Origin of the sequence: Lactobacillus sp. Sy-1, assembly GCF_019303535.1 — a bacterium.
GTDB lineage: Bacteria > Bacillota > Bacilli > Lactobacillales > Lactobacillaceae > Nicoliella.
Genome location: NZ_JACCIU010000001.1, coordinates 1,360,925 through 1,384,321, shown reverse-complemented (window position 1 = coordinate 1,384,321; position 23,397 = coordinate 1,360,925). Strand labels below are relative to the sequence as shown.

General features: G+C 39.5%; 22 protein-coding genes, 2 tRNA genes and 1 other RNA gene. 17 read left to right on the top strand and 8 right to left on the bottom strand.

Features of this window, described 5'->3' with window-relative positions; all coding sequences use genetic code 11:
• Positions 1 to 611 precede the first annotated feature (611 nt).
• Positions 612 to 893 carry a hypothetical protein gene (locus HZL42_RS05845; protein WP_219282651.1) on the top strand — a complete coding sequence of 94 codons (282 nt, stop codon included), beginning with the start codon at positions 612 to 614 and terminating at the stop codon, positions 891 to 893.
• A 112-nt stretch (positions 894 to 1,005) separates the two neighbouring features.
• Here HZL42_RS05845 and HZL42_RS05840 read toward each other — a convergent pair whose 3' ends face one another.
• From HZL42_RS05840 to ssrA, 4 genes are all read right to left on the bottom strand, one after another.
• Complete coding sequence (locus HZL42_RS05840) at positions 1,006 to 2,493, bottom strand: reverse transcriptase/maturase family protein (RefSeq protein ID WP_219282650.1); 1,488 nt, start codon at positions 2,491 to 2,493, stop codon at positions 1,006 to 1,008.
• 460 nt (positions 2,494 to 2,953) lie between these two features.
• Positions 2,954 to 3,223, bottom strand: coding sequence for an Arm DNA-binding domain-containing protein (locus tag HZL42_RS09070; protein ID WP_370629298.1), 270 nt, complete (start codon positions 3,221 to 3,223; stop codon positions 2,954 to 2,956).
• Between the two features lie 183 nt (positions 3,224 to 3,406).
• A complete protein-coding gene (locus tag HZL42_RS05830; protein WP_219282649.1) occupies positions 3,407 to 4,363 on the bottom strand; it encodes a hypothetical protein in 957 nt (318 codons plus the stop codon).
• A gap of 998 nt (positions 4,364 to 5,361) precedes the next feature.
• Positions 5,362 to 5,736: a transfer-messenger RNA gene (ssrA, locus tag HZL42_RS05825) on the bottom strand.
• A gap of 146 nt (positions 5,737 to 5,882) precedes the next feature.
• Between ssrA and HZL42_RS05820 the strand changes: the two genes are divergently transcribed.
• Positions 5,883 to 6,575, top strand: coding sequence for a hypothetical protein (locus tag HZL42_RS05820; protein ID WP_219282648.1), 693 nt, complete (start codon positions 5,883 to 5,885; stop codon positions 6,573 to 6,575).
• Positions 6,576 to 6,603: 28 nt separating this feature from the next.
• Here HZL42_RS05820 and HZL42_RS05815 read toward each other — a convergent pair whose 3' ends face one another.
• On the bottom strand, positions 6,604 to 7,074 hold the full coding sequence (locus HZL42_RS05815) for a hypothetical protein (RefSeq protein WP_219282647.1): 471 nt from the start codon (positions 7,072 to 7,074) through the stop codon (positions 6,604 to 6,606).
• A 147-nt stretch (positions 7,075 to 7,221) separates the two neighbouring features.
• Positions 7,222 to 7,295 (bottom strand) — tRNA-Glu (locus HZL42_RS05810).
• Positions 7,296 to 7,415: 120 nt separating this feature from the next.
• Between HZL42_RS05810 and HZL42_RS05805 the strand changes: the two genes are divergently transcribed.
• From HZL42_RS05805 to HZL42_RS05785, 5 genes are all read left to right on the top strand, one after another.
• Positions 7,416 to 7,487 (top strand) — tRNA-Gln (locus HZL42_RS05805).
• Between the two features lie 208 nt (positions 7,488 to 7,695).
• Positions 7,696 to 9,438, top strand: a complete 1,743-nt coding sequence (locus HZL42_RS05800) for an ABC transporter ATP-binding protein (protein ID WP_219282646.1) — start codon at positions 7,696 to 7,698, stop codon at positions 9,436 to 9,438.
• Positions 9,425 to 11,248 (top strand): ABC transporter ATP-binding protein, encoded by a 1,824-nt coding sequence (locus HZL42_RS05795; protein ID WP_219282645.1) that lies wholly within the window; start codon positions 9,425 to 9,427, stop codon positions 11,246 to 11,248. The genes HZL42_RS05800 and HZL42_RS05795 overlap by 14 nt, the downstream gene beginning before the upstream one ends.
• Positions 11,249 to 11,338: 90 nt before the next feature.
• Complete coding sequence (locus tag HZL42_RS05790; protein WP_219282644.1) at positions 11,339 to 12,196, top strand: VOC family protein; 858 nt, start codon at positions 11,339 to 11,341, stop codon at positions 12,194 to 12,196.
• A 14-nt stretch (positions 12,197 to 12,210) separates the two neighbouring features.
• Positions 12,211 to 13,200, top strand: a complete 990-nt coding sequence (locus tag HZL42_RS05785) for a serine hydrolase (RefSeq protein ID WP_219282643.1) — start codon at positions 12,211 to 12,213, stop codon at positions 13,198 to 13,200.
• Positions 13,201 to 13,325: 125 nt separating this feature from the next.
• On the opposite strand, the gene HZL42_RS05780 is transcribed toward HZL42_RS05785, so the two are convergent.
• Together HZL42_RS05780 and HZL42_RS05775 are read right to left on the bottom strand one after the other, a co-directional pair.
• Positions 13,326 to 14,033 carry a type 1 glutamine amidotransferase gene (locus HZL42_RS05780; RefSeq protein ID WP_219282642.1) on the bottom strand — a complete coding sequence of 236 codons (708 nt, stop codon included), beginning with the start codon at positions 14,031 to 14,033 and terminating at the stop codon, positions 13,326 to 13,328.
• Complete coding sequence (locus HZL42_RS05775) at positions 14,033 to 15,388, bottom strand: Mur ligase family protein (RefSeq protein ID WP_219282641.1); 1,356 nt, start codon at positions 15,386 to 15,388, stop codon at positions 14,033 to 14,035. The genes HZL42_RS05780 and HZL42_RS05775 overlap by 1 nt, the downstream gene beginning before the upstream one ends.
• A gap of 174 nt (positions 15,389 to 15,562) precedes the next feature.
• Between HZL42_RS05775 and HZL42_RS05770 the strand changes: the two genes are divergently transcribed.
• From HZL42_RS05770 to atpH, 10 genes are all read left to right on the top strand, one after another.
• Positions 15,563 to 16,141, top strand: coding sequence for a thymidine kinase (locus tag HZL42_RS05770; RefSeq protein WP_219282640.1), 579 nt, complete (start codon positions 15,563 to 15,565; stop codon positions 16,139 to 16,141).
• A 19-nt stretch (positions 16,142 to 16,160) separates the two neighbouring features.
• Entirely contained in the window at positions 16,161 to 17,255 is a 1,095-nt protein-coding gene (prfA, locus tag HZL42_RS05765) for a peptide chain release factor 1 (RefSeq protein ID WP_219282639.1), read from the top strand.
• Positions 17,248 to 18,090, top strand: coding sequence for a peptide chain release factor N(5)-glutamine methyltransferase (gene prmC / locus HZL42_RS05760; RefSeq protein ID WP_219282638.1), 843 nt, complete (start codon positions 17,248 to 17,250; stop codon positions 18,088 to 18,090). The genes prfA and prmC overlap by 8 nt, the downstream gene beginning before the upstream one ends.
• Positions 18,091 to 18,104: 14 nt before the next feature.
• Positions 18,105 to 19,127, top strand: coding sequence for an L-threonylcarbamoyladenylate synthase (locus HZL42_RS05755; RefSeq protein ID WP_219282637.1), 1,023 nt, complete (start codon positions 18,105 to 18,107; stop codon positions 19,125 to 19,127).
• A gap of 54 nt (positions 19,128 to 19,181) precedes the next feature.
• Positions 19,182 to 20,426, top strand: coding sequence for a serine hydroxymethyltransferase (gene glyA / locus HZL42_RS05750; protein ID WP_219282636.1), 1,245 nt, complete (start codon positions 19,182 to 19,184; stop codon positions 20,424 to 20,426).
• A 17-nt stretch (positions 20,427 to 20,443) separates the two neighbouring features.
• On the top strand, positions 20,444 to 21,076 hold the full coding sequence (gene upp, locus HZL42_RS05745) for a uracil phosphoribosyltransferase (RefSeq protein WP_219282635.1): 633 nt from the start codon (positions 20,444 to 20,446) through the stop codon (positions 21,074 to 21,076).
• 246 nt (positions 21,077 to 21,322) lie between these two features.
• Positions 21,323 to 22,039: a F0F1 ATP synthase subunit A gene (gene atpB, locus HZL42_RS05740; protein WP_219282634.1), complete on the top strand. Its 717-nt coding sequence runs from the start codon at positions 21,323 to 21,325 to the stop codon at positions 22,037 to 22,039.
• 39 nt (positions 22,040 to 22,078) lie between these two features.
• A complete protein-coding gene (gene atpE, locus HZL42_RS05735; protein ID WP_219282633.1) occupies positions 22,079 to 22,291 on the top strand; it encodes a F0F1 ATP synthase subunit C in 213 nt (70 codons plus the stop codon).
• Between the two features lie 49 nt (positions 22,292 to 22,340).
• Positions 22,341 to 22,859 (top strand): F0F1 ATP synthase subunit B, encoded by a 519-nt coding sequence (gene atpF / locus HZL42_RS05730; RefSeq protein ID WP_219282632.1) that lies wholly within the window; start codon positions 22,341 to 22,343, stop codon positions 22,857 to 22,859.
• Positions 22,846 to 23,391 carry an ATP synthase F1 subunit delta gene (gene atpH, locus HZL42_RS05725; RefSeq protein WP_219282631.1) on the top strand — a complete coding sequence of 182 codons (546 nt, stop codon included), beginning with the start codon at positions 22,846 to 22,848 and terminating at the stop codon, positions 23,389 to 23,391. The genes atpF and atpH overlap by 14 nt, the downstream gene beginning before the upstream one ends.
• Positions 23,392 to 23,397: the final 6 nt, after the last annotated feature.

The window sequence follows — 23,397 nt, the reverse complement described above, 5'->3', positions numbered from 1 at the left end:
TATTATAAAATTGAATCAAAAGATGTAATTGAACCATAAATTAACTTTTGTAATGATATTTTTACATTAAAAAGCCTTAAATCCAGGTGTTTATAATCCTTATTTGCAAAGTTAATAATTTTAAAAATTACATTGATGTTACAAAAGTATAATTTTTAAATAAGAACAATCAGCAAAAAAACAAACTTTTTTGATGCTAAAATTAATATTTATTAGTTTTAAATTGAAAAATAGTGAATAAAAAGCATTAATTAAGTAATGTTATTCATTTTTTGCATTGAAACAAGTTATTACCATTAATTTTTATACCTTTTGAATATTTGATGATAAATTTACAAGCCAATGATAATATTGTTTTTGGCTATGAAAAGTGATTTAAATTTGATTCGATACTCATATCTAAAAATAAATTATTTTAGGAGTGTCAATGACATGTTCAAACATAAAGTTTTAACTTTGGTCTCAGGACTTTCTATCGCTATGACTCTTGCAGGTTGTTCCAGTAGTAGTTCTCAAGGAGGTAAAACTTCTAATAATGAACAAACAATTATTTCGGAATGCATCTAATTTAGATTTAGGGTTTCTACACATTCCGCTTCCAGAGTACAAACTTGCGGCTCAAAAATATTATTTCTGGAGTCAATGATGAAGCAGTATGCTCGTCTGAAATAAACTCTGGCTTTTTATATAGTGTCTTAAGAAAGGGAAACGTTAAGGCACTATTTACTGGTCATGATCATGATAATAACTTTACTGCTCAATATAATGGGGTTTACCTGGATTATGGTAATGTAACCGGGTATAACTGTTACGGATCGCTTGATCGTGGAGTTAGAGTGATTGAATTAAGTGAGCATGATTTTCAGACTAGAATATTGAAGTTTGATGATTAAATTGATTCTAGTAAAATAAAGCCCTCATTCTTTGAACTTTACGTTCGTTGAATGAGGGTTTTGTGGTTAAAGACTTAGTAGTGAACAAATTGGACGTTATCAGTTTTTAATTCTAAAACAGACCTTTCCTATACCTCTGATTCTTGGTAATCTGATCACTAATTGGTTGCCAAATTTGGACCTGGTACTTATTATTTTGGGAACTCATTATTCGCTGAGCCCGTTTGGCGTAACCCACCATTGAGTATTTTTCGCCATACCGCCTGTGGGTGAGGTACATTTTAGTGGCAATCCTTTTTTGTGGAATGTTATGGGATAGGATTTGCCGATCCTTATTGATGCGGGTCTTAACTAGCAGCTGCTTAAATTCCGAATTTTCACAATCCACAATTGCGTTTTTAAACCAGACCTTGTGAAAGTGAACGTTCCAATCGAAACTTTTTTGGTTTTCGAACTTGAACCGATCGACTTGTGATTTGCGGATGTGGCGCAACATTTTCTTACTTTTATAGTGGAACTTATAAATTGATTTAGGACGCATTCTAACAACTTTGCCGTTGAATAAGAAACCCAGGTAGTCAAACCATGCGGGGTGGAACTGGTGATCGAACTTGCGGTTAATCCCGTCAACTGAACGGTAGCTAAACACCTTAGTTTTATGCGTTTCAATCGTCAACTTGGTCGCGGTGCTACAAACTGTCTTAACGGTAGTGATAAAATCATCTAGTGCGGCTTCTGTTTGATGGGCGGCCTTAGGAATAACGATCACGAAGTCATCGGAGTAGCGGCGGTAGATTCCGCCAGCTGCGGCAACTAGTTGGTTAATCTTGGCATCTAATTCAACCATGTAGATGTTTGCGAGGACGGCGCTGATGGCGGTACCTTGGGGGATGCCTAGTTGGTTTGGACCGTACAATTTTACCTGTCCAGAATGCAGCAAGGTGCCTAGCTCCTGGTGACTTTTGGTGTAGTAATCACTTTTGTTACGCTCAGGAAAAACTACCTTCATAGCGGGTTCTAGCTCGGTTTTTTTGACATACCGGTACTTGGTCAATGATTTAAAAATTGCCGCCCAATCGGCTGGTAATTTCGTGACGTTTAGAACCTTACAAAGGTTCTTGCGTAAAATTGAATGCCTAATGTTGTCGAAAAAATGCTTGAAGTCGCCCTTGATGATCCAACAGTCATCCAGGTTCACGATTGCATCAAAAATTTCCTTGGCGGCGGTGATGTTAGACCCCTTAAGTCGTTTCCGGTAGGCGGTTGGAACTTTGAAGAGGTGGTTTCGGTCAAGATAATCTTCGTAGCTGTCGTTTAACGTAGCTGAATAGTGCGAATAAACTAACTCATCGTGGTGAGCAACCAATGAAATCGGGCGCTTTTTATAATCAACGTAAGAACGGTGATTCCGCTGGGCCCGATGGTAAATCTTGCTTTCTTGATAACGTAAAATGAACGGGTGAAATCGGTACTTAACTACTTTATCCGCATCTAGTACAACGGATTCGTAAAACTGGTTAGCGGTTTTGTCACTTAAAATCCGATCAAAATGCTTATACCACTTTTGACCGATGTTTGGCTTCGACTTTGTTTTATCCATATTATTCACCCCTAGAAAATAAAAAAAGGCCCACAAAATGCAGGCCCATCGGAAATCATCTGTCAACATACGACGGATAGAATCGCAAAAAGTAGCTGACAGTGTCTAATGCTATGGCACAATTATTAATCAAAATAATTCCAGCCCGTGGAGCTCCGATAATCAATTTCGCTATCCGGGTACGAAAGCTTTTCGCACCTTCTAAATTTAATATCATTAAGATCGACATAATGACTTACTAAAATTAAAGTAGTTCAACGCTTCATTCCCGAAGGAAAACTAGTACCGCTGGAAGTACTATTGCATTAAGTATATCTAATATACAGAGAATCGAGTTTGAAATCAAGAAACTGCCATCAGCAAAAAATGATAGCAAAATGGCCATCTGATGTTCATCTGACGGGTTGCAGTTCCATTTTCCATAATTTAATTTTTAACAGCATTTTGAATTTCATTTATTTTACATAGTACGAATTCTCTTATTTCCAAAGTGCTTTAGAATATGATTTCTAAACATTACGTATGTTCTGACATAAGTAGATTCACGAACAGTATTAATGTAAGCCTGATACCATTGTTTATATACTTTTTCAAATGTGATGTTATTATCGCTATCAGATTCTCCACTAGATATTTTAGCTGTTAACCTAGAAACTCCTAATGAGGCTTCCTTTTTTGTTTTGAAACCTCTTCTGGTTGTTTGCTTTTGCTTACCAGTTTGTTGATCGATTCCTGTATATATTTGAAACTTATATCTTTTCCCCCACTTTTAGCGAAGTATGAAGTGATACATGCCATAATTATTTCCTCCTTGATATCCACTGGATTTGGTATGTAAGAAGGATAATAAATTTATTTTTCGGCTTTATTGTTTCGTAATAAATTAGGGAGAGTGAAAAGTCGTTTTGTACGTCTATGAATGGTTTTCTAACTTGTACAATTGTTTTTTAGCTTGCTTCAATGCGCGCTCAGCCTTAGCTAGCTTTTTACCGCCATCTTTTTTAGCTTTTTTGACGTTTTTTTGAGTATTCTTAACCTTCTGCTTAGCTTGCTTGACTTTACTTCGTTGAGCCTTTTTATCCTTGGTTTTGTTATTACTATTATCACTATTAGCATTGTTTGAAGAACTATTACTTGCTGAAGTGCTAGGAGCCGTTGATGGGGTATCGTTAGTATCAACGTTTTCATTTAGGTAGTTCTTTAAAATAATATTCAATTCATTTACAAATTTATTACGGTCCTCAGACTGTGAGTCAGGCGTTCCAGTTCCAAATCCAACTTGTGAATATGAACTAGCATCCATGTTCAAAACATCGGTCTTTAAATCTTTGATCGAATAGGTGTTTGGACTTTGGACATACTTACTATAAAAGTCGTTTACTCCATTAGCATCGGCACCGAAAGCAATAAAGGATACTGTGATTGGCTGCATCGTGCTAGCGTATTCCGGCTTAGGGATAAATGTAAATTGATAGAGGGTGTCTAAGAAATCTTTATCATTGGCTTCGCTAGCCTCGGTGTAGTTGTCATTATTAACTGGCTCACTGGGGCTAGAACTATCATAGACCTTTAAAACATAGGGTGCGGTACTACGAATGGCATAACGGACTAAAGTCCCGTTGCCACCAATCACATCTTGGTAGTAGTTTGAACCTTCATCCGTTAGTTCAGGACTACCGTCTTGGCCGTTATAAAACGTAACGTATTTAGCATCGTTATCAGAAATTGGTGCAACTAACATTGAGCGATTAGGAACGCCAGCGTGTGCAACGTAGCTAAAAGTAAAATTAGAGTTAACCGTGTGAACAATTGCACTGCTCCCCACTACTAAAGTAGAAAGGGTTGCTAAATAAATAATTGATTTTTTCATATGTAATCACCTGCTGTTTATTTTGTTGGCAAAACTTGATTGTAAATACAAAATATATATTTAATATTTAAGATAATTTTAACAAATTTTTATTGATTTAGCACTTATGTTAACTTGACGAAAGAACAAGCGAGGATTTTTAAGTAAATCAACACTTTAAGAGCTTCAGTGGGGGCATGCCCATTGGTGGAAGATCCAACGATAGATAAAATCGCTGGTGAACAAGGTTGCTAAAAACATGTCCCGCAGTGCAAAACGTTAGCATTTTTTATTTATTCATGTGTAAATATATTAATACTTAATGAGAACGCCATGGATACTTTCGATGAACTAATCGATCAAATCGATAATAGTAATATTAATAACCAACGTGACAGAGGAGGATCATGATTGTTGTACTTTTTTACTGACATAAAATGAATTACTGCAATTACATTTAATTCCATAAAAATGGTAAAATAAAAACACAAGCAGTAATTAACCAATTGTGTCCTTATTCTTAACTACCTATTAGTGAATTAAAAAATTTAGGATTAATCCGCTTATGACAGTGCACACTATTGTTAACACTACTTTAGTCAAAATGTTTAATAAAATGATTTCATAATATGATAGTTTTTACTAAAAATGATGCGAACGCCAAGATTACAATTTACATTCTTCATATTTTTGATGATTACTGATATATCAATGTTTTAATATGATGGATAAATTACTATTATTATAATCTATGCTCAAAATTTAAAGGGTAGTGATTGGACTCCTCTTTAATTAGTCAAAATGAAAAGGCTACTCAATTAAGAGTAACCCTACATCCCACTACACCCACGATATTATTTTAAATTGCTTACTATTTTTGAATACGGTTTTGACTACGGTTGGCTACGGAAATGACTACGTTTTAATATTTGATTTTATTTATATATACCTATCAAAGTAAAGAAAAGGCCCGCTACATCAACGATTTAACCATTGAATAATAGCAGGCACTTTCGTAGCAATGGAGTCGGCGGGAGTCGAACCCGCGTCCGAGCATATTGCCACCCGAATATCTACGTTCATAGGGATACTATTTGCGCATTCACTAGCCAAAACGCCGTATTCCAGGGCATGCATGGCTAGCTAACCTGATTAGTCTCTTCTAGTCACTTCAGGTGTGAGCAACTAGCGTAAGTCCACTTAATTTAGGACCCGGCACTAACCCATGGACGAGGCTAGACGGATCACGCTGAGCATACTGTTTAGGCAGCTACGGCGTAGTTGTTTGTATTATTGTTTGCAGTTATAATAGAAAACTGAGCGTTTTTAACGTGGTCGATGCCACGGAGCGCAATTCAGGCTCAACCTATACCCGTCGAATCCATAACGACCCCGATATAGTACTAATATATATTAGCATAATTGAAACCAATGTCAAAATGATAAGCTTTTATTAGTAAGCCACAAATTTCACCATTTGAGTGGTGATTTAAGATATAATAGAAATATTAAGCATCTAATTTTTAATGGGGTGAAATAAGTGAAATCGACTACGATTGCCAGCGAGGAGACCCGCTCATTTTACGTTAAGTTAAAGCGGTCACCAATGGCAGACTGGTTCGTTCCCGAGTTAGAACACCAAGTTAAAATCCGTAAAATTAAAATTCCACGTCAGGTCGCTAAGGGTGAATTTAAAATTTCTAGGTTCGGTTATTTCAATAAGCACGCTTGGTACTTCTTTAATGATGATCCAGTTACCGGCTGGTTGCCGCTTAAGAGTGTCCGGAATAACTACCGCCGTCTGGCAGTTAGTGCCGTTAAGCAGCCTGCTGACGACGCCCAAAGTAGTTACGCGACGACAGCGTTAATGCTATTGCGGTATGCCGGTAGTGATGTCACCATTGCTACGCTAAGTTCATTATTTAATAATTCACAAATGGAAATCCCATTGCCTGCAGATTTCTTTACAATTATTGTTCAACAGGCGGGCTCCTTTAAAAACCTATCGAATAAAAAGTTACGTCGATTGCGGAAGCACTTGCGCCGTGAACGACCAATTATGATGTGGGTGGGGGGCCTTCATGGGAGCCTTGGGACTTCGATCTTATTGACGGGTTTTAATAAGAAGTTATTTTTCTATATTGATCCCCAAACTGGAACTGTTAATACGATTGCTAAAAAACAACTGTTAAAACGTTGGAAAGCAGCTAACTTTCTTGCAATTAGCTATTAAAAAAACGAGCTCTTAGAGCCCGTTTTTTTTAGTACTTACCGATTGCAATTGTGACGGTACTCAAGCGACTAGGATTATCCTTAGTCGTTAGTCCGTTTAAATTATTTTTCTTGGCAATTCTAGTCAATCCATTAATTGCGAAAGTGGCTTTATCGCCGACTTTAAAGCCATTGAATGTTTTAGTGCCACTGGTTACTGAAGCGTAGGTCAATTTCGTCTTAAGGTCCTTGATTACGTAAGTGGCACTTCCCTGGAACTTCTTACCGACCTTCACCACTTCGCCCTTGATGGAGTATTTTTTATGAAAATACTTGGTGTTATTAGGTTTTAATTGCTTTAATTTTTTAGTTGAAATGCTTTCGTTAATTGGTTTATATTCAGCAGTATTAATTTGTGAATACTTTGGCTGATTAGTTGCTGATTTATTGGTTGTAGACGAGCTACATGCGGATAACAAGAGGGCTAGTGAACTAACACTGAGCAGTAATATTTTTTTCATTATTAAAAACTCCCATATATAAGGTTACAATATCTGTTTTTCAGAATATTGTTTTTACTAGGGAATGTCAATTCTAATAATTATGATTTAATAAAATCACAATAAAAGGCCGTTCCATAATAATGGAACGACCTCTATCATCTGATATCGCCCGCACGGGGATCGAACCCGTAGCTCCGCCTTGAGAGGGCGACGTCTTAAACCAGTTTGACCAGCGGGCAAAAACTAGAACAACAATCAGTATAGTTTAAAAACTAGCTGTTTGTCAATTCTGATGGTTAATTTATATTTTTGTTTGACAGATTTTTTTAAAAACGTTATCATAATTAGGTAATTATTTTTGGGTATTCGCCAAATGGTAAGGCAGAGGACTCTGAATCCTTAATTTACTGGTTCGAGCCCAGTATACCCAATCAATAGATAAGCCGCTGTATTTAAAAATGCAGTGGCTTATTTTTTGGCTTTTAGTTGGTCTTTTTGATTGACCCTGAGTTCACTCCAACTGCTATACTAAATGTTGAGTGTGTTTATTAAACGTCAATTTACTTTGTTTTCATAAGAAAAAGCACTATAATTATTAGATTATTGTTTTGACATGAATTATTAGAAAGTGGTGATTAAATGATAAAACTTGCAAAGCGATTTTTAAATAAGTGGGCCGCCTTAGGGGCGGTTTTATTTATGGTAATTCAAGTAATTGCCTTCCTATACGTACCTACTTTGACCGCTGGCATTATCAACCAGGGGATTGCTAAGCATGATATGCACTACATCATTGTTCAAGGGACATTGATGTTTTTCCTTTCCATTTTATCGGTTATTGCTGCGGGTGGGAACATCTACTTTGCAGCGACCCAGTCGCAGTTAATGGGAAAGAAAATTCGTTCGGCAATTTATCGAAAGGTAATTTACTTCTCCGAACAAGATATTGATAAATTTGGCGATTCTTCATTAATTACGCGGGCAACTAACGATGTTGTCCAGATTCAAAACGTAATGGTTAATATGCTGCGGATGATGATTATGTCACCGATCATGTTGGTAACAGCGATTGTGCTAGCGTTTACAATGAGTCCAAAGTTAACAACGATCTTTTTAATTTCATTAATTGTTTTAGTGGTTATTATTTATTTTATTATGCGCCGCGCCATTCCGTTATTTAAGAGTATTCAGACTAAGACTGATGATTTAAATCTGACTTTTCGGGAGGGATTGACCGGAGTTCGGGTAATTCGGGCGTTTAACCGGGATCAATACGAACAAAAACGATTCGACCATTATAACCGTAATTACATGAACACTGGGCTCAAGGTTTACCGCCTCACCGCGATGTTATTTCCATCACTGACCGTAATTCTTAACTTTACAAACATTGCAATTGTTTGGTTTGGAAGTCAGTTAATTGCTGGCCAAACCTTCGCAGTCGGGAACTTAGTCGCATTTATGAGCTATTCTACGCAAATTTTGATTAGTTTTACCATGCTTTCATTTATCTTTGTATTTCTACCACGTGCTTCAGCCTCTGCTGCTAGAATTAACGAAGTGCTAGAAAGCGAGGACACAATTAATGATCCTGCCAAACCAGTACAACCCAATGAAAGTGCCCAGGCTACCTTAGCATTTGACGACGTTAGCTACCGTTACGAACATGCTGAAGAATGTGCGCTTTCAAACGTTTCATTCCAAGTTCACTCGGGACAAACGCTGGCGATTATTGGCGGAACTGGATCTGGGAAGTCGACACTGGTTAACCTCATTCCACGTTTAATCGAACCTGAAAAGGGTGTGGTTAAGATTGATGGATTAGCGGTTAATCAAATGAGTCAACGGGAACTACACAAATTAGTTTCCATTACCCAACAAAAAGCGGTCCTCTTCCAAGGAACGGTTAGAAGCAACATGCAGTTTGGAAACGAACACGCTAGTGACGATGAAATTTGGCGAGCGTTGGAAATTGCCCAAGCCGCTGATTTCATCAGGGCTGAATCCGGTTTGGATACCAAGGTTGAACAAAATGGCGAGAACTTCTCTGGGGGCCAAAAGCAACGGTTAGCGATTGCTAGAACAATCGTTAAGGATGCTCAGATTTACGTCTTTGACGATTCGTTTTCTGCTCTTGATTTTAAAACCGATGCTAAGTTACGAGCTGATTTACAGGCTGATGATAAAATTAGTAAGGCGATTTCAGTAATTGTTGCGCAACGGGTTTCCACAATTGCCAATGCTGATCAAATTATCGTATTAGATGATGGAAAAGTGGTTGGTCAAGGAAACCATAAAGAATTATTGGCAACCAACCCGACATACCAATCCATCGTTAGTTCCCAAATTAAATCAGGGGGTGAATTAAATGCCAAAGAATAATTTCAAGAAGGGCCAACGAGCTGACAATTTTTGGCAATCGACCTTTCGACTGGTGCGTTATTTAAAGCCATGGCGAATTAGCCTGATTAGTGTTTTTATAATGGTCTTCTTTTCAGTTGCACTTGATATCGTGACCCCTAAGATGTTAGGGGAGGCGACAACAATTGTTTTTGAAGGGGTCTCAAAGGGAATTAAGAATTCAAGCGGCCTTTACGCAATTGACTTTAGTGCCGTCGTTAGGATCTTAATTTTTACCGGAAGTTTGTTTTTGATTTCTGGTGGATTAAACATTGGGGTTCAACGCATTATGGCGACCCTTTCTCAAAAAGTGGTTTATAGACTCAGAAAAGATTTAAAAGCTAAGATGGAACGCCTTCCGGTATCGTTTTACGACCAACATTCAAAGGGAGACATCATGTCCAGAGCGGTAAACGATATGGATAATATTTCTACCATGCTCCAGTCCAACCTTAGTCAGTTAATCAATAGTATTGTGTTATTCCTAGGGGTAATCGTGATGATGCTGACGATTAGTTGGCAACTAACCTTAGGGGCATTTGTGACAGTCCCACTTAGCTTGTTAGCGGTTGGCTTTTTAGCGCCCCGCTCCCAACGCTACTTCACTGCTCAACAGAAACACTTAGGGCAGGTTAATGGACAGGTTGAAGAAAACTTTGCTGGTCATAATGTTGTAAAGACTTTTAATCGCGAACAAGACGTAATTGAGGACTTCGAAAAACAAAATGAAGCCTACTATAATTCTGCTTGGAAGGCCCAGTTCATTTCTAGTTTTATGTTTCCAATGATGAACTTCATTAAGAACTTGGACTACGTTTTCGTTGCAATTATTGGGGCCGTTCAGGTGATTTCCGGGAGCGTTACAATTGGGAATGTGCAAGCATTTCTTCAATATACTGATATGTTCTCCCAGCCAATTACTTCCCTAGCTAATATTACGAACACGATTCAATCAACAATTGCATCTGCAGAACGGATTTTTGAAGTGCTAGATGAACCTGAGATGAAGCCTTCCGATACCAGTAATCAAAACCGGGTTGAAAATGGTGACAAAATTCAATTTTCAAACGTTGATTTTAGATATGATCCTAAGATTCCGCTGATTGATGGTTTTAACCTTGATGTTCCAAAGGGGTCGAGTGTTGCCATTGTTGGTCCAACTGGTGCTGGGAAGACGACCATCATTAACCTACTAGAACGGTTTTACGATGTGGACGGGGGTTCAGTTCGCCTAGACGGACTAGACACTCAGCATATGACGCGGCCTGAACTTCGTTCGCACATTGCAATGGTGCTTCAAGATACTTGGTTATTTACAGGAACCATCTTTGACAACATTAAATACGGGAATGCGAATGCTTCCGATGCCGATGTTTATAAGGCATCCAAAGAAGCGCATGCCGATGAGTTTATTCGCAAACTCCCTGATGGATATGACACAATTCTAAACGAAAGTGCTTCCAATATTTCACAAGGCCAACGGCAATTGCTAACAATTGCCCGAGCTTTCATTGCAAATCCGGAAATTTTAATTTTGGATGAGGCTACCAGTTCGGTTGATACGCGGACCGAAATGTTGATTCAACACGCAATGGATAGCTTGATTAAGGGGCGGACTAGTTTTGTGGTGGCCCACCGGCTTTCAACGATTCAAAATTCGGATAAAATCGTGGTTATGAACCAGGGACACATTATTGAAACTGGGAATCATAATCAACTATTGGCTAAAAATGGTTTCTATGCCGATCTTTATAACGCTCAATTTGCTGGTAACGACTTAAAAGCTCAATAATTTATTAAAAAAGAACGACTTATGGTCGTTCTTTTTTATTTATTTTGGCAAAATCGTTATAATAATAGAAAAGGGATGGTGGATTACATAATGAAATATCAATTGCCTGCAGGAGCTAAAGTTAAATTATTAGCACTCCGTGTAAACGATCTTGATTCAATGATTGATTTTTACACTCAAATCGTTGGGATGACGTCTGTAAAGCGGACCGAAAATATATCATACTTAGGGACTAATGACCATGAAGTTTCCTTAACCCTGCGAAAAGTGAACCAGCCGGTGAAAGAAACTGGCACTGCAAATGTAAACCGCTTTGCATTCAAATTTCCTTCTAGTAGAACTCTAAAGCAATTATTGTTGCATGTTAAAAACCTTGGAGTTAAATTATCTGAAATTCAATATAATCATAATTTTGAGTGGATTGAACTTGTCGACCCCGAAGAGAATCACATTGTGTTATATGCTGAAATTAACGGGGTAACCTTAGTGGATGATCATTCAATTCAATGGCACCACGAAGAAGGTGATGTAATTACCGTTAACCGATTCCTTCGGGATGAGGAGGTCCGGTTGAAGCGGATCCCAAAAGATGCCAAACTATCCTGGATTGAAGTGGGGGTAAGTGACATTAATAAATCACTGGCGTTTTACCACGACACGATTGGGCTGGATATTTTACCAACTGACCGTAAAGATACTAAGACACTGGTGTTACCCGAAGATCACTCGCAACAAGTCGTTTTGACCGAGGAGTCAGAGGATAATGACCATGATTACGAAGGATTGGGGGTTGATTACATTAGTTTCAAAATGATTCGGGACCGGGATGTAGATGACTTGTACGGTCAAATTGACCCTAATGACGATGGCGTGCACTACGACCAAATTGACCACCTCCTGTTTGTTACTGACCCGAACCAAATTAACCTAACGTTTTCAGTTTGGTAGAAGGTGGCTCGCTGATGTTTAATAATTCGATTCAACTAATTAACCAACTAGTTGATGAGCATGTGGTCCCTGGGGCAGCCGCTGCTTTTTGTGTCGGAACTCGGTGGACAAATTACGTTGTTGGTGACCGCCAGTGGCTTCCAAAACCAGTGCCGCTTACCAGTGGATTAACCTATGATGTCGCTTCATTGACTAAGGTGGTTGTGACCCTGCCAATAATCTTACAACTATTTGAGGTGGGCCGGATTAACCTAACTGATTCAATCGTAAAATACCTTCCTGAATGCAATTATCCGGAGGTAACGGTGACTAATTTACTTACTCATACCTCTGGGATCGAGGGCTACATTCCTAATCGTAACCAGCTTAATCACGATCAACTCAAGGATGCCTTGTTGCATCAATTGCATGTGGGGCCGAATTTAAACCGGCGGATGGTGTATGCGGATGTTAACTTCATATTATTGGGCTGGATTGCGCAACGAATTTTGGGGGCGCCAATTCAAACCCTTGCTTTTGAGCGGGTATTTCAACCGCTTCAGATGAACCATGCGACCTTTACGCCGCGGCCAGAAGATTGTGTTGCAACGGAGCAGCTTGCCAATGGTGAGATCTTGCAAGGTCAAGTTGACGACCCTAAGGCCCAGGTTTTGGGCCGTGAGTGTGGCTCGGCCGGCCTATTTGCAACCATGGATGATTTAATCAAATTTACTGATGAGATGCTCCATCCCAACGACCGGATTTTACAACCAGCCACGATTGCTAACCTTTTTCACGATCACACAATTAATGGGCACTTGGGTCGTTCTTATGGATGGGCGTTTGATCACCTCAAAGATGATTATCTTTGGCAGACGGGATATACTGGAACTGCGATTGTGTTAGATCGCGCTGCTGATCGGGCAATGATTTTACTAACGAATCGGATTCATCCAAAGGCGCCGAACGAAACTTTTATTCCGCGACGCAATCAAATCATTGCATCGTTTTTAAAGGATGCCTAAAATTAAAATAACTTAATGCAGGCGATTTTCCATTGACTGATGATGGGAAACCGCCTTTAAATATGCAGTTGATTTGCAAAAAGGACCGTTACCAATATTAATTGGCAACGGTCCTTATAGTAACTTTAGTATGATTCAGGAACTTCGATTGCAGCCTGTTTGCTGAAATCTTGGTCTGGATATTTATTGTGTAATGCGGTCAGAAGCATCCGCTTTGCTAGTTGGCCGTTTCTAGCAAGAATTGGGCCGTGGAAGTAGGTGCAATAGACGTTTTTGTAAATAGCACCTTCTGATTGATCCTTACCATTGTTACCATATCCCTTAATGATCGTGCCAAGTGGTTTTTCGCCTTCACCCAGGTAGGTAACCCCCTGGTGATTTTCAAATCCCTTGTAGGTATCGCCAGTGTCACCATTCTTGATCGAAATGTTCCCGATAAATCGGTTATCGTGTTGTTGTTCGGTATGGTGATTCAACGCTCCAATTCCAGGCATCTTATCACCATTGGCATCGATATAGTATTTCCCTAGCATTTGGAAGCCACCGCAGATGGCTACCATTGGTTTGCCTTCCTCAATGTACTTAATTAATTCGGGCTTTTTCTTCTGGAGGTCCTTAGAAACGATGGATTGTTCGAAATCCTGACCACCACCGAAAACGGCAAGGTCGTAATCATCAGCCTTAAAATCAGTATCGAGACTAACAACGGTGGAATCCACTTGAACCCCCATTTGTTTGCCATAATACTTAAGTGCTAAAATATTGCCGTAGTCACCATAGGTATTCATTAAATCACCATAGAGGTGGGCAATTCGTAATTCATAATTTGCCATTATTCAATCCCCTTTTTAATGTATCCCTTGTTTGCAAAATCATTTCTAATTTGAATCATTGCAGTGTAGGTTGCTAAAATATAAACCTTTTTAGTTGGAAGCTTTGGGATTTCATCGACGATTTTTTCCAAACTGGGTTGGACTTCATGGATTGAATCTGGTACGCCAGCAATTTTAAGCCGGAACGTGATGTCCTTGTAGCGTTCTCCACCGGTGATGAATTTTTTAATATTCATCTTAGGAAGGCGCTCAAAGTCACCATCCCAGATCCAACTAGTATCAATTCCGTCAGCGTAATTAGCGTTTAATAACCCGATAAATGAGAAGGGATGCTGATCGGTTGAAATCATATCGATCACTTGGTTCAATCCAACTGGATTTTTAACCAGGATGAGGGTAACGTCCTTATCGCCAACCTTGATGATTTCCTGGCGACCAAAAATGTGTTCATTACTATGGAATGCTTCTGCAACTTGAGTTGGATTAACTCCCATGATGCGACCGACAGAATAAGCTGCTAGGGCGTTATAGATGTTATAGACCCCACCAATGTCGATTTGAAAGGGATTTCCATCAATGTCAAACTTAGAAGATGTTGGCAGTAATTCAGTCACCCTAGTAAGGGCAAAGTCCAGGTGGGGACGGTGGTATCCACAATTAGGACAGAAGTAATCACCCAAGTTACTGTAGGTAATCGAGTGGTAGTGAAGAATACTCTCACACTTTGGGCATAGGATGCCGTCGGTATTTGGCTTAGCTTTAATGTCATTATTAACTAGTTCGGGGTGGTCGTTAAAGCCGTAGAACAAGCGCTTGTTCTTTAGGTCGTCAGAGTGAAAAATGGGGGCATCGCCGTTGGCAACAATCGTTGCATTGGGGGCGAGCTTAGCTCCGTCTAAAATCTTTTTGTACGTCGTATAAATCTCTCCGTAACGATCCATTTGATCGCGAAAGATATTGGTAAAGACCATTATCTTGGGTTTGATGTACTTAGTGACTTTAATGACATTGGCCTCGTCCACTTCTAAGACCGCAATTGGCTTTTCATTACTGTGCTTGGGAGCCTTTAAAAAGGTGGTCACAATTCCCTGTTCCATATTGGATCCGGAGGGATTGGTTAGTACGTTTTGGTACTTTTGTTTGAGGACCTGGACGGTTAGGGCGGTGGTCAACGTTTTTCCGTTGGTTCCCGTAATGATGATTACGTCATAGTCTTGGCCCATTGATTTTAGGACTTCCGGGTCGATTTTAGTGGTAAGCTTTCCTGGTAGTGAGCTCCCACCCTTTAAAAAGGTGTGTAAGAACCAATACGATGACTTACCAACTAAGGTAGCAATTTCACTTCTTAATGACATTTACGCCACTCCTCCAATTGAGTTTATCAAATGATAATTCTAACATATTTTAAAACTAAACCAATTAAAAACGAATTAATTTTACAGAAAATCAAAAATACATAGCTATCGAAATTCAACTATAAATCAGCTATAATAGGATAGTACTTTATTTACGAGAGAGGGATTTTTAAGATGGCCCAGCTTTATTTCCGCTATGGGGCAATGAATAGTGGTAAGACGATTGAAATTATTAAGGTGGCCCATAATTATGAAGAAGAGGGTAAGTCCGTCATAATTATGACGAGTGGTTTAGATACTCGTGATGGCTTTGGAATGGTCGCATCCCGGATTGGGTTGAAACGCAAAGCAACCCCAATCATGAATGACACGAACGTTTTTGAATACGTCAAGACGACCAATCCGAACGCTAACTGTGTATTAGTGGATGAAGCCCAGTTTTTACAACGGCACCACGTTTTAGAACTGGCCAAAATTGTTGATGAGTTAAATATTCCAGTAATGGCATTTGGCCTTAAGAACGACTTCCAAAATCACCTATTTGAAGGTTCCGAAGCATTGTTGATTTTTGCGGATAAGATTGAGGAAATGAAGACGGTTTGTTGGTTCTGTGATCGTAAGGCAACGATGCCACTGCGGTTTCAGGATCACAATCCAGTTTATGAAGGTGAACAAATTCAAGTTGGTGGAAACGAATCATACTATCCGGTTTGCCGGAAACACTACTTTAATCCACCGTTAGATAGAATATAGAAAGTGAGGCTGAACGCCAATGAGTAGCGATTTTGATAAAATTTTTGATAGACTTCAAGCCGCCGTTGACCGTTACGACGAGCTAAACGAATTAATTAGTGATCCGGAAGTAATTGCTGACACTCCCCGATTCATGAAGCTCTCTAAAGAAGAGGGGAGCCTGCGTGATTTAGTGGCTGCGTACAATAAGTACAAGCAGATTACCGACGCAATTGAAGAAGATAAGGCCATGCTCGAAGACAAGCTAGATGATGAAATGGCTGCAATGGTTAAAGATGAATTAAGTGATTTAACTCAGCAGGACGAAGCGATTGAAGAGAAAATCAAGATTATGTTGCTTCCGAAGGATCCTAATGATGATAAGAATATCATTATGGAAATTCATGGAGCAGCCGGTGGGGATGAAGGAAGCCTCTTTGCCGCTGATCTATTTAGCATGTACTCCAAGTATGCTGAAAAACAGGGTTGGAAAATCGAAGTGATTGATAAGAACGATACCGAAGTGGGTGGTTTTAAGGAAATTACCCTTATGATTACCGGAAACAAGGTTTATTCTAAGCTGAAGTATGAAAATGGGGCGCATCGGGTGCAAAGAATCCCAACGACTGAATCAGCAGGCCGGATCCATACCTCTACCGCTACGGTTGGGGTAATGCCAGAAGCTGAAGACGTTGATATTGATATTGATCCAAAGGACATTCGGGTGGATGTTTACCGTTCTTCTGGAGCTGGTGGTCAACACATTAATAAAACTTCCTCAGCCGTTCGGATGACCCACTTACCTACTGGAATCGTGGTAACAATGCAAGATCAACGTTCACAACAACAAAACCGGGCCAAAGCGATGCAAATCCTTCGGGCACGGGTTTATGATTACTACCAACAAAAAGAAACCGCTGCATACGACGAACAACGTAAGAATGCGGTGGGAACTGGTGATCGTTCAGAACGAATTCGGACTTACAACTACCCACAAAATCGGGTGACCGACCATCGAATCGGTTTGACCCTTAATAAATTGGATCGCATCATGAATGGTGACTTAGAAGAAATTATCGACGCGTTGATTATTTCAGACCAAGCCCATAAATTGGAGCAATTAAGCAATGGCTAATCCAATTACTTTTTTTGAAGCCCAAAAACGGGCTTCTTTGTGTATTAAGGACCATGGAATGGATCCGACCGTGGCTCACTACCTGTTGATTCACCGGTTAAACTGGTCTGACACAGACCTATTACTTCATTACCGTGATTTAATGACCACCCCCCAATTAGCACAGTATCGTTCGGATATTGAATGCTACCTAGATGGTCAGCCACCCCAATACATTATCGGGACGGCTGAATTTTACGGTCACGTTTTAAAGGTTTCCCCGGATGTATTAATCCCGCGTCCAGAAACCGAAGAATTGGTGGACTGGATCTTAGAAACCCACCCTGATGATTTGCAGACGGTTTTAGACCTGGGGACTGGGAGTGGGGCGATTGCAATTGCCCTTCAATCCGAACGCCCTAAGTGGGACATAACTGGTTCGGATGTTTCGGCGGCGGCATTAAATATTGCTCGTGAAAACATTAATGTTCGTAATTTACCAACCAAATTGGTGTTGAGCGACTTATTTTCTTCAATTTTTCATAAAAAATACGATTTAATTGTCAGTAACCCTCCATATATTTCGGAAAATGAGGTAAAATATATGGATGAGAGCGTTATTAATTTCGAACCACACTTAGCACTATTTGCTGAGGATAACGGTCTTGCGCTTTATCAAGGAATTGCTGATCATTTTAGATCCGTCGCCAAGCCGCATGGTGAAATCTTTTTGGAAATTGGTTTTCATCAGGAGTCCGCAGTTGTTGATATTTTTCAACGGGCGGTCCCCGATGCCAAAATCGAGACCCGTAAGGATTTTAATGGAAATCAAAGGATGGTTAGAATCAAATATTGAGGAGGGATTCGAGTTTGGAAACTCACATTTATCAGCCAAGTGAAGTTCAATTGGCTGCTGAAGATATTAAGCGCGGTGACCTGGTGGCATTCCCAACCGAAACCGTTTATGGATTGGGTGCGGATGCTACCAACGAAACCGCCGTTAAAAAAGTTTATGCGGCAAAGGGGCGGCCTAGTGATAATCCGCTGATTGTCCATGTATCTGGAATTGAAGCCGTTGAAAAATACGCCCAACCACTTTCAGATACTGCCAAGCAGTTGATTAATACGTTTTGGCCCGGTCCTTTAACAATAATCTTTAAATTAAAGCCAGGCAGTCTTTCTAAGGCGGTTACTGGTGGGCTAGATACTGCAGCATTTCGGAATCCGAAAAATCAAGTTACGATCGATTTGATCAAGGCTGCTGGGGTTCCACTGGTTGGCCCGTCTGCGAATACTTCTGGCAAGCCTAGTCCGACTGTTGCTGAGCATGTTTATCATGATTTAAAGGGAAAGATTGCCGGGGTGATTGATGATGGCCCAACTGACATTGGGGTTGAATCAACCGTATTAGATATGTCCACTGACGTTCCCGCAATTCTACGCCCAGGCGGGGTAACTGCCGATCAACTGCGGGCGGTTCTGGGCACCGTTAATGATGAAAAACACAGCGTTTCTGGCAGTGAAGCTCCCAAAGCCCCCGGAATGAAGTACAAGCACTATGCGCCCAATGCACAGGTCTACATCGTTGACCATGATTCAGATTGGCAACAAGCCAGCCACTGGGCAGCCGAACAACCCACTAAGGTGGGCGTGATGACTACCGATTCAGTGCTGAACAGTGCGAATTGGCCCGCAAACGTTGAATTGTTTAGCCTGGGGGCAGATGTTAAATCAGCTAGTCACTTGTTATTTAAGGGCTTGCGGCATTTTGACGATGAACCCGACGTCAAATCAATTTTAACAGAAGGCTTTCGAACGGATGGATTAGGTGAAGCATACATGAACCGGTTGAATAAATCAGCTGGTCAGATGCATTTTGAGATTAAAAAATAACTGGTTGTTGACAGCGTCGTTTTAGAATATCAAAACATGAGGGGTTTATAAATAATGATTAAATATGATTATCGCGAAGCAGATCCAGAATTATGGGCAGCAATTGACAATGAACGAGACCGGCAACAAGATAACATCGAATTGATTGCCTCTGAAAATATTACTTCAGACGCCGTAATGGCTGCACAAGGAAGTGTCCTTACTAATAAGTATGCTGAAGGACTTCCTGGCAAGCGTTACTATGGTGGTTGTGAATTTATTGATGTTGTTGAACAATTAGCGATTGACCGTGCTAAGAAGTTGTTCGGGGCTGAATTTGCTAACGTTCAACCACATTCAGGATCACAAGCTAACCAAGCTGCTTACGCTGCGTTCTTAAAGCCTGGTGACCGGATTCTAGGAATGGACCTAAATGCTGGTGGTCACTTGAGCCACGGTGCTAAATTTAACTTCTCTGGAAAGATTTATGATACCTTTACCTACGGACTGGATCCAAATAGTGAAGAATTAGATTATGATGCAATCATGGAAGCTGCTAAGGAAGTTCAACCTAAGATGATTGTTGCAGGAGCTTCTGCTTACAGCCGAATCATTGATTGGAAGAAGTTTAGAGAAATTGCTGATGCCGTTGGTGCATATTTAATGGTTGATATGGCTCATATTGCCGGATTAGTTGCTACTGGTTTACACCCAAGTCCAGTTGGCATTGCTGATGTTGTAACTACTACTACCCATAAGACCCTTCGTGGCCCTCGTGGGGGACTTATTTTATCCCAAGAAAAATACGCTAAGAAAATTAACTCTGCTGTGTTTCCAGGTACCCAAGGGGGTCCACTAGAACACGTGATTGCTGCCAAGGCAGAAACATTCAGAGAAGATTTACAACCAGAATACAAGACTTATTGTGAACAAATTATCAAGAATGCTAAGGCAATGGCTAAGGTATTTAATGATTCTGAAAACGTAAGCGTTGTTTCTGGTGGAACTGACAATCACTTATTAAACCTAGACCTCAGTAAGACTGATATCTCTGGTCGTGAACTTCAAGAAATGTTAGAATCAGTTATGATTACTACTAATAAAGAAATGCTTCCAAATGATAAGCGCAAGCCAACAGAAACCAGTGGAATCAGAATCGGAACTCCTGCAATCACTACCCGTGGATTTAAGGAAGCCGATGCTACCCGTGTTGCTGAATTAATTATGGATGTAATTAATGGCCATAACGACGATGAAGTAATGAAAGAAGTTCGTGCTGGAGTTCAAGGATTGACTGACGCTCACCCAATCGAATGGTAAGCTAAAGGAGATTTATAATGGGTAAACTTGAAGTGATGAATCATCCATTGATTCAACATAAATTAACGATTATTAGGGATAAACACTGCGGAACCCGTGAATTTCGTGAAGTTACTAACGAAATTGCACGACTCCTGGCTTTTGAAGCATCTCGTGACTTACCGGTTGAAGATGTTGAAATTGAAACCCCAATGGGGAAGACAACTTCAAAACAATTGGCCGGTAAAAAGTTAGCCGTGGTTCCAATTTTAAGGGCTGGACTCGGCATGGTCGATGGAATGCTTGATTTAATTCCAGCAGCTAAGGTTGGCCACATTGGAATGTTTCGGGATGAAGAAACTTTTGAACCACATGAATACTTTGTGAAATTACCATCAGATATTGATCAACGCCAGATTTTTATGGTTGATCCAATGCTTGCTACTGGTGGTTCTGCAATCATGGCAATTGATGCGATTAAAAAGCGAGGTGCAAACCCTAAAAATATTAAATTTATTTGTTTAGTGGCTGCCCCAGAAGGGGTGAAATCACTTCAGGATGCCCATCCAGATGTTGATATTATTGCAGCGGCGCTTGATGATCATTTAGATGATGGGTATATTTTCCCAGGTCTAGGTGATGCCGGAGACCGCTTATTTGGCACGAAATAGTTAAAATGTCGTCTATTATTTAGGCGGCATTTTTATTTATAAGTTTTCATAGGTGATTGTAAAGTAAATTAACTAAAAATGGTAAATTGCTTTGAAATATATGTTAAACAGTGGTAAGATTTTGAATGTATTTATTAAGATAAATACAAATTCACTTTTGAATAAATAATCTTAATCAATTTATTACATTCAAAGTGTAATAGGTGTATCATGGTTGGATAGGTTACATGAAAAGAGGTGAAATTCTTGAATGATAAAATTTCAACTTTCTTCCTTGGTGGATTAACATTTAATATCGGTAATATGGTAGCTGCGACTGTAGCTGCAGCCATCGTGTTAGTGATTGTAGTTTGGTTGTCACGCAATTTGCAAGTTCGACCCACAAGTAAGAAACAAGCGGTATTAGAGTCAATTATTGACTTTTCCAATACAACTACTCGTGGATCAATGAGTGATAGTGACGCTGCTAGCTTTAAACTATATGGATTTGTTTTATTTGTCTTAATTTTTGTATCAAATCAGCTAGGTTTAATGCTTCAAGTAGATGTTAATGGTGTTACTTACGTTAAGAGTCCGACTGCGGACCCAATGTTTACGATGACATTAGCATTATTCACAATTGCGCTATCTCACTACGCAGGTGTTAAGAAGCTCGGGTTTGGGGGCTATTTTAAGAATACGTACCTAGAACCATTTGTATTCTGGTTCCCGCTCGCATTATTTGAAGAATTTTCGAATTTCCTAACCTTAGGACTTCGTTTATTCGGGGTTATTTATGCCGGTGAAATTCTGTTGAAACTTGTCGGAGGTTTGGCATTTTCAAATGGAATTGTCACCATTATCGGATTAGCTCCAATTGAGTTAATCTGGCAGGCTTTCTCGATTTTCTTAGGTGCGATCCAAGCCTATGTGTTTGTAACCTTAACTTCAGTATATATTAATGGAAAAATATCTGCTGAATAACATTTAAAAACTGTCTATAAATTAAGGAGGACTATTGTTATGGGATTAATCGGAGCTGGTATTGCTTTAGCAGGTGCTGCCATTGGTGGTGGTATCGGTGATGGTATCGTTGCTTCTAAGTTACTAGAAGGAATGGTTCGTCAACCAGAAATGCAAGGTAAGTTATTTACTAACATGTTTATTGGTGTTGGTTTAGTTGAAGCTATGCCTATCTTAGCTGTCGTTGTTGGTTTCATTCTTATGAACAAGTAATTAAATTTAAAATTACAAATATTACATTGACGTAAGGAGGTGTCAATAGATGCTTTCACAGTTGGTATTCGGAGCTGAATTAGCTTACGGAACAATGCTTTATTACTTAGTCTTATTCCTAGTTTTGGTACTCTTGATTAAGGTTTTCGCTTGGAAACCAATCAACAAAATGTTGAATGAAAGAACTCAACAAATTGTCAGTGATATTGATTCTGCTAAGCAGAAACATCAAGAAGCTGATAGTTTAGCTAAACAACGTCAAGATGAACTTAATAAGTCGCATGATGAAGCAAGTACAATCATTACTAATGCTAAGCAAGCTGGTCAAAAGCAACAAGAACAAATTGTCTCTGACGCTCAAAGTGATGCGCAAACCATTAAGGACAATGCTCATAAGAGTATTGAACAAGAACGTCAAGATGTATTAGCAAATACCAAAAATGATGTGGCAAACTTATCTATTGAAATCGCTTCTAAGATCATTCAAAAAGAATTAAAGGCAAACGACCAGAAGGCGCTAATTGATTCTTACATCGAAGGGTTGGGGAAGCAAAATGAGTCTAGATAAAGTTACATTTTCAAAACGTTACGCGAAAGCGTTATTTGATTTACTAAAAGCTGATAAAGAATTAGATTCTGGTTACGAAGACCTAGAATCAATTAAGGCCATCTTTGAAGATAACCCTAGTTTTGCTCCAGTGTTGAGCAACGTTACCTTCCCTGAATCTGACAAGGCTAAATTAGTAAAGTCAATGATCGACAATGCTAGTTCAAAATACATCCAAAACTTGGTAAGGGTATTATCAGGTAGTGATAACATGGACAAGATGGTTCCCACCATCGATGCCTTTGAAGACATTTATGATGAATATAACCACATTGTTAAGGCTGATTTAATCAGCGCTGTTTCACTCGATAATGATCAACAAGCTAAGCTAAAGGATGCCTTTGCTAAGCGCATTGGTGCTAAGAAGGTTGTTTTGAGTAGTAAGGTTGATCCAAGTATTATTGGTGGTTTAATTATTAAATCAGCAGATGTTACTTTTGATGGGAGCGTTAAGTCTAAACTTAACCGCATCAAGCAACTCCTATTAAAGTAAACGATA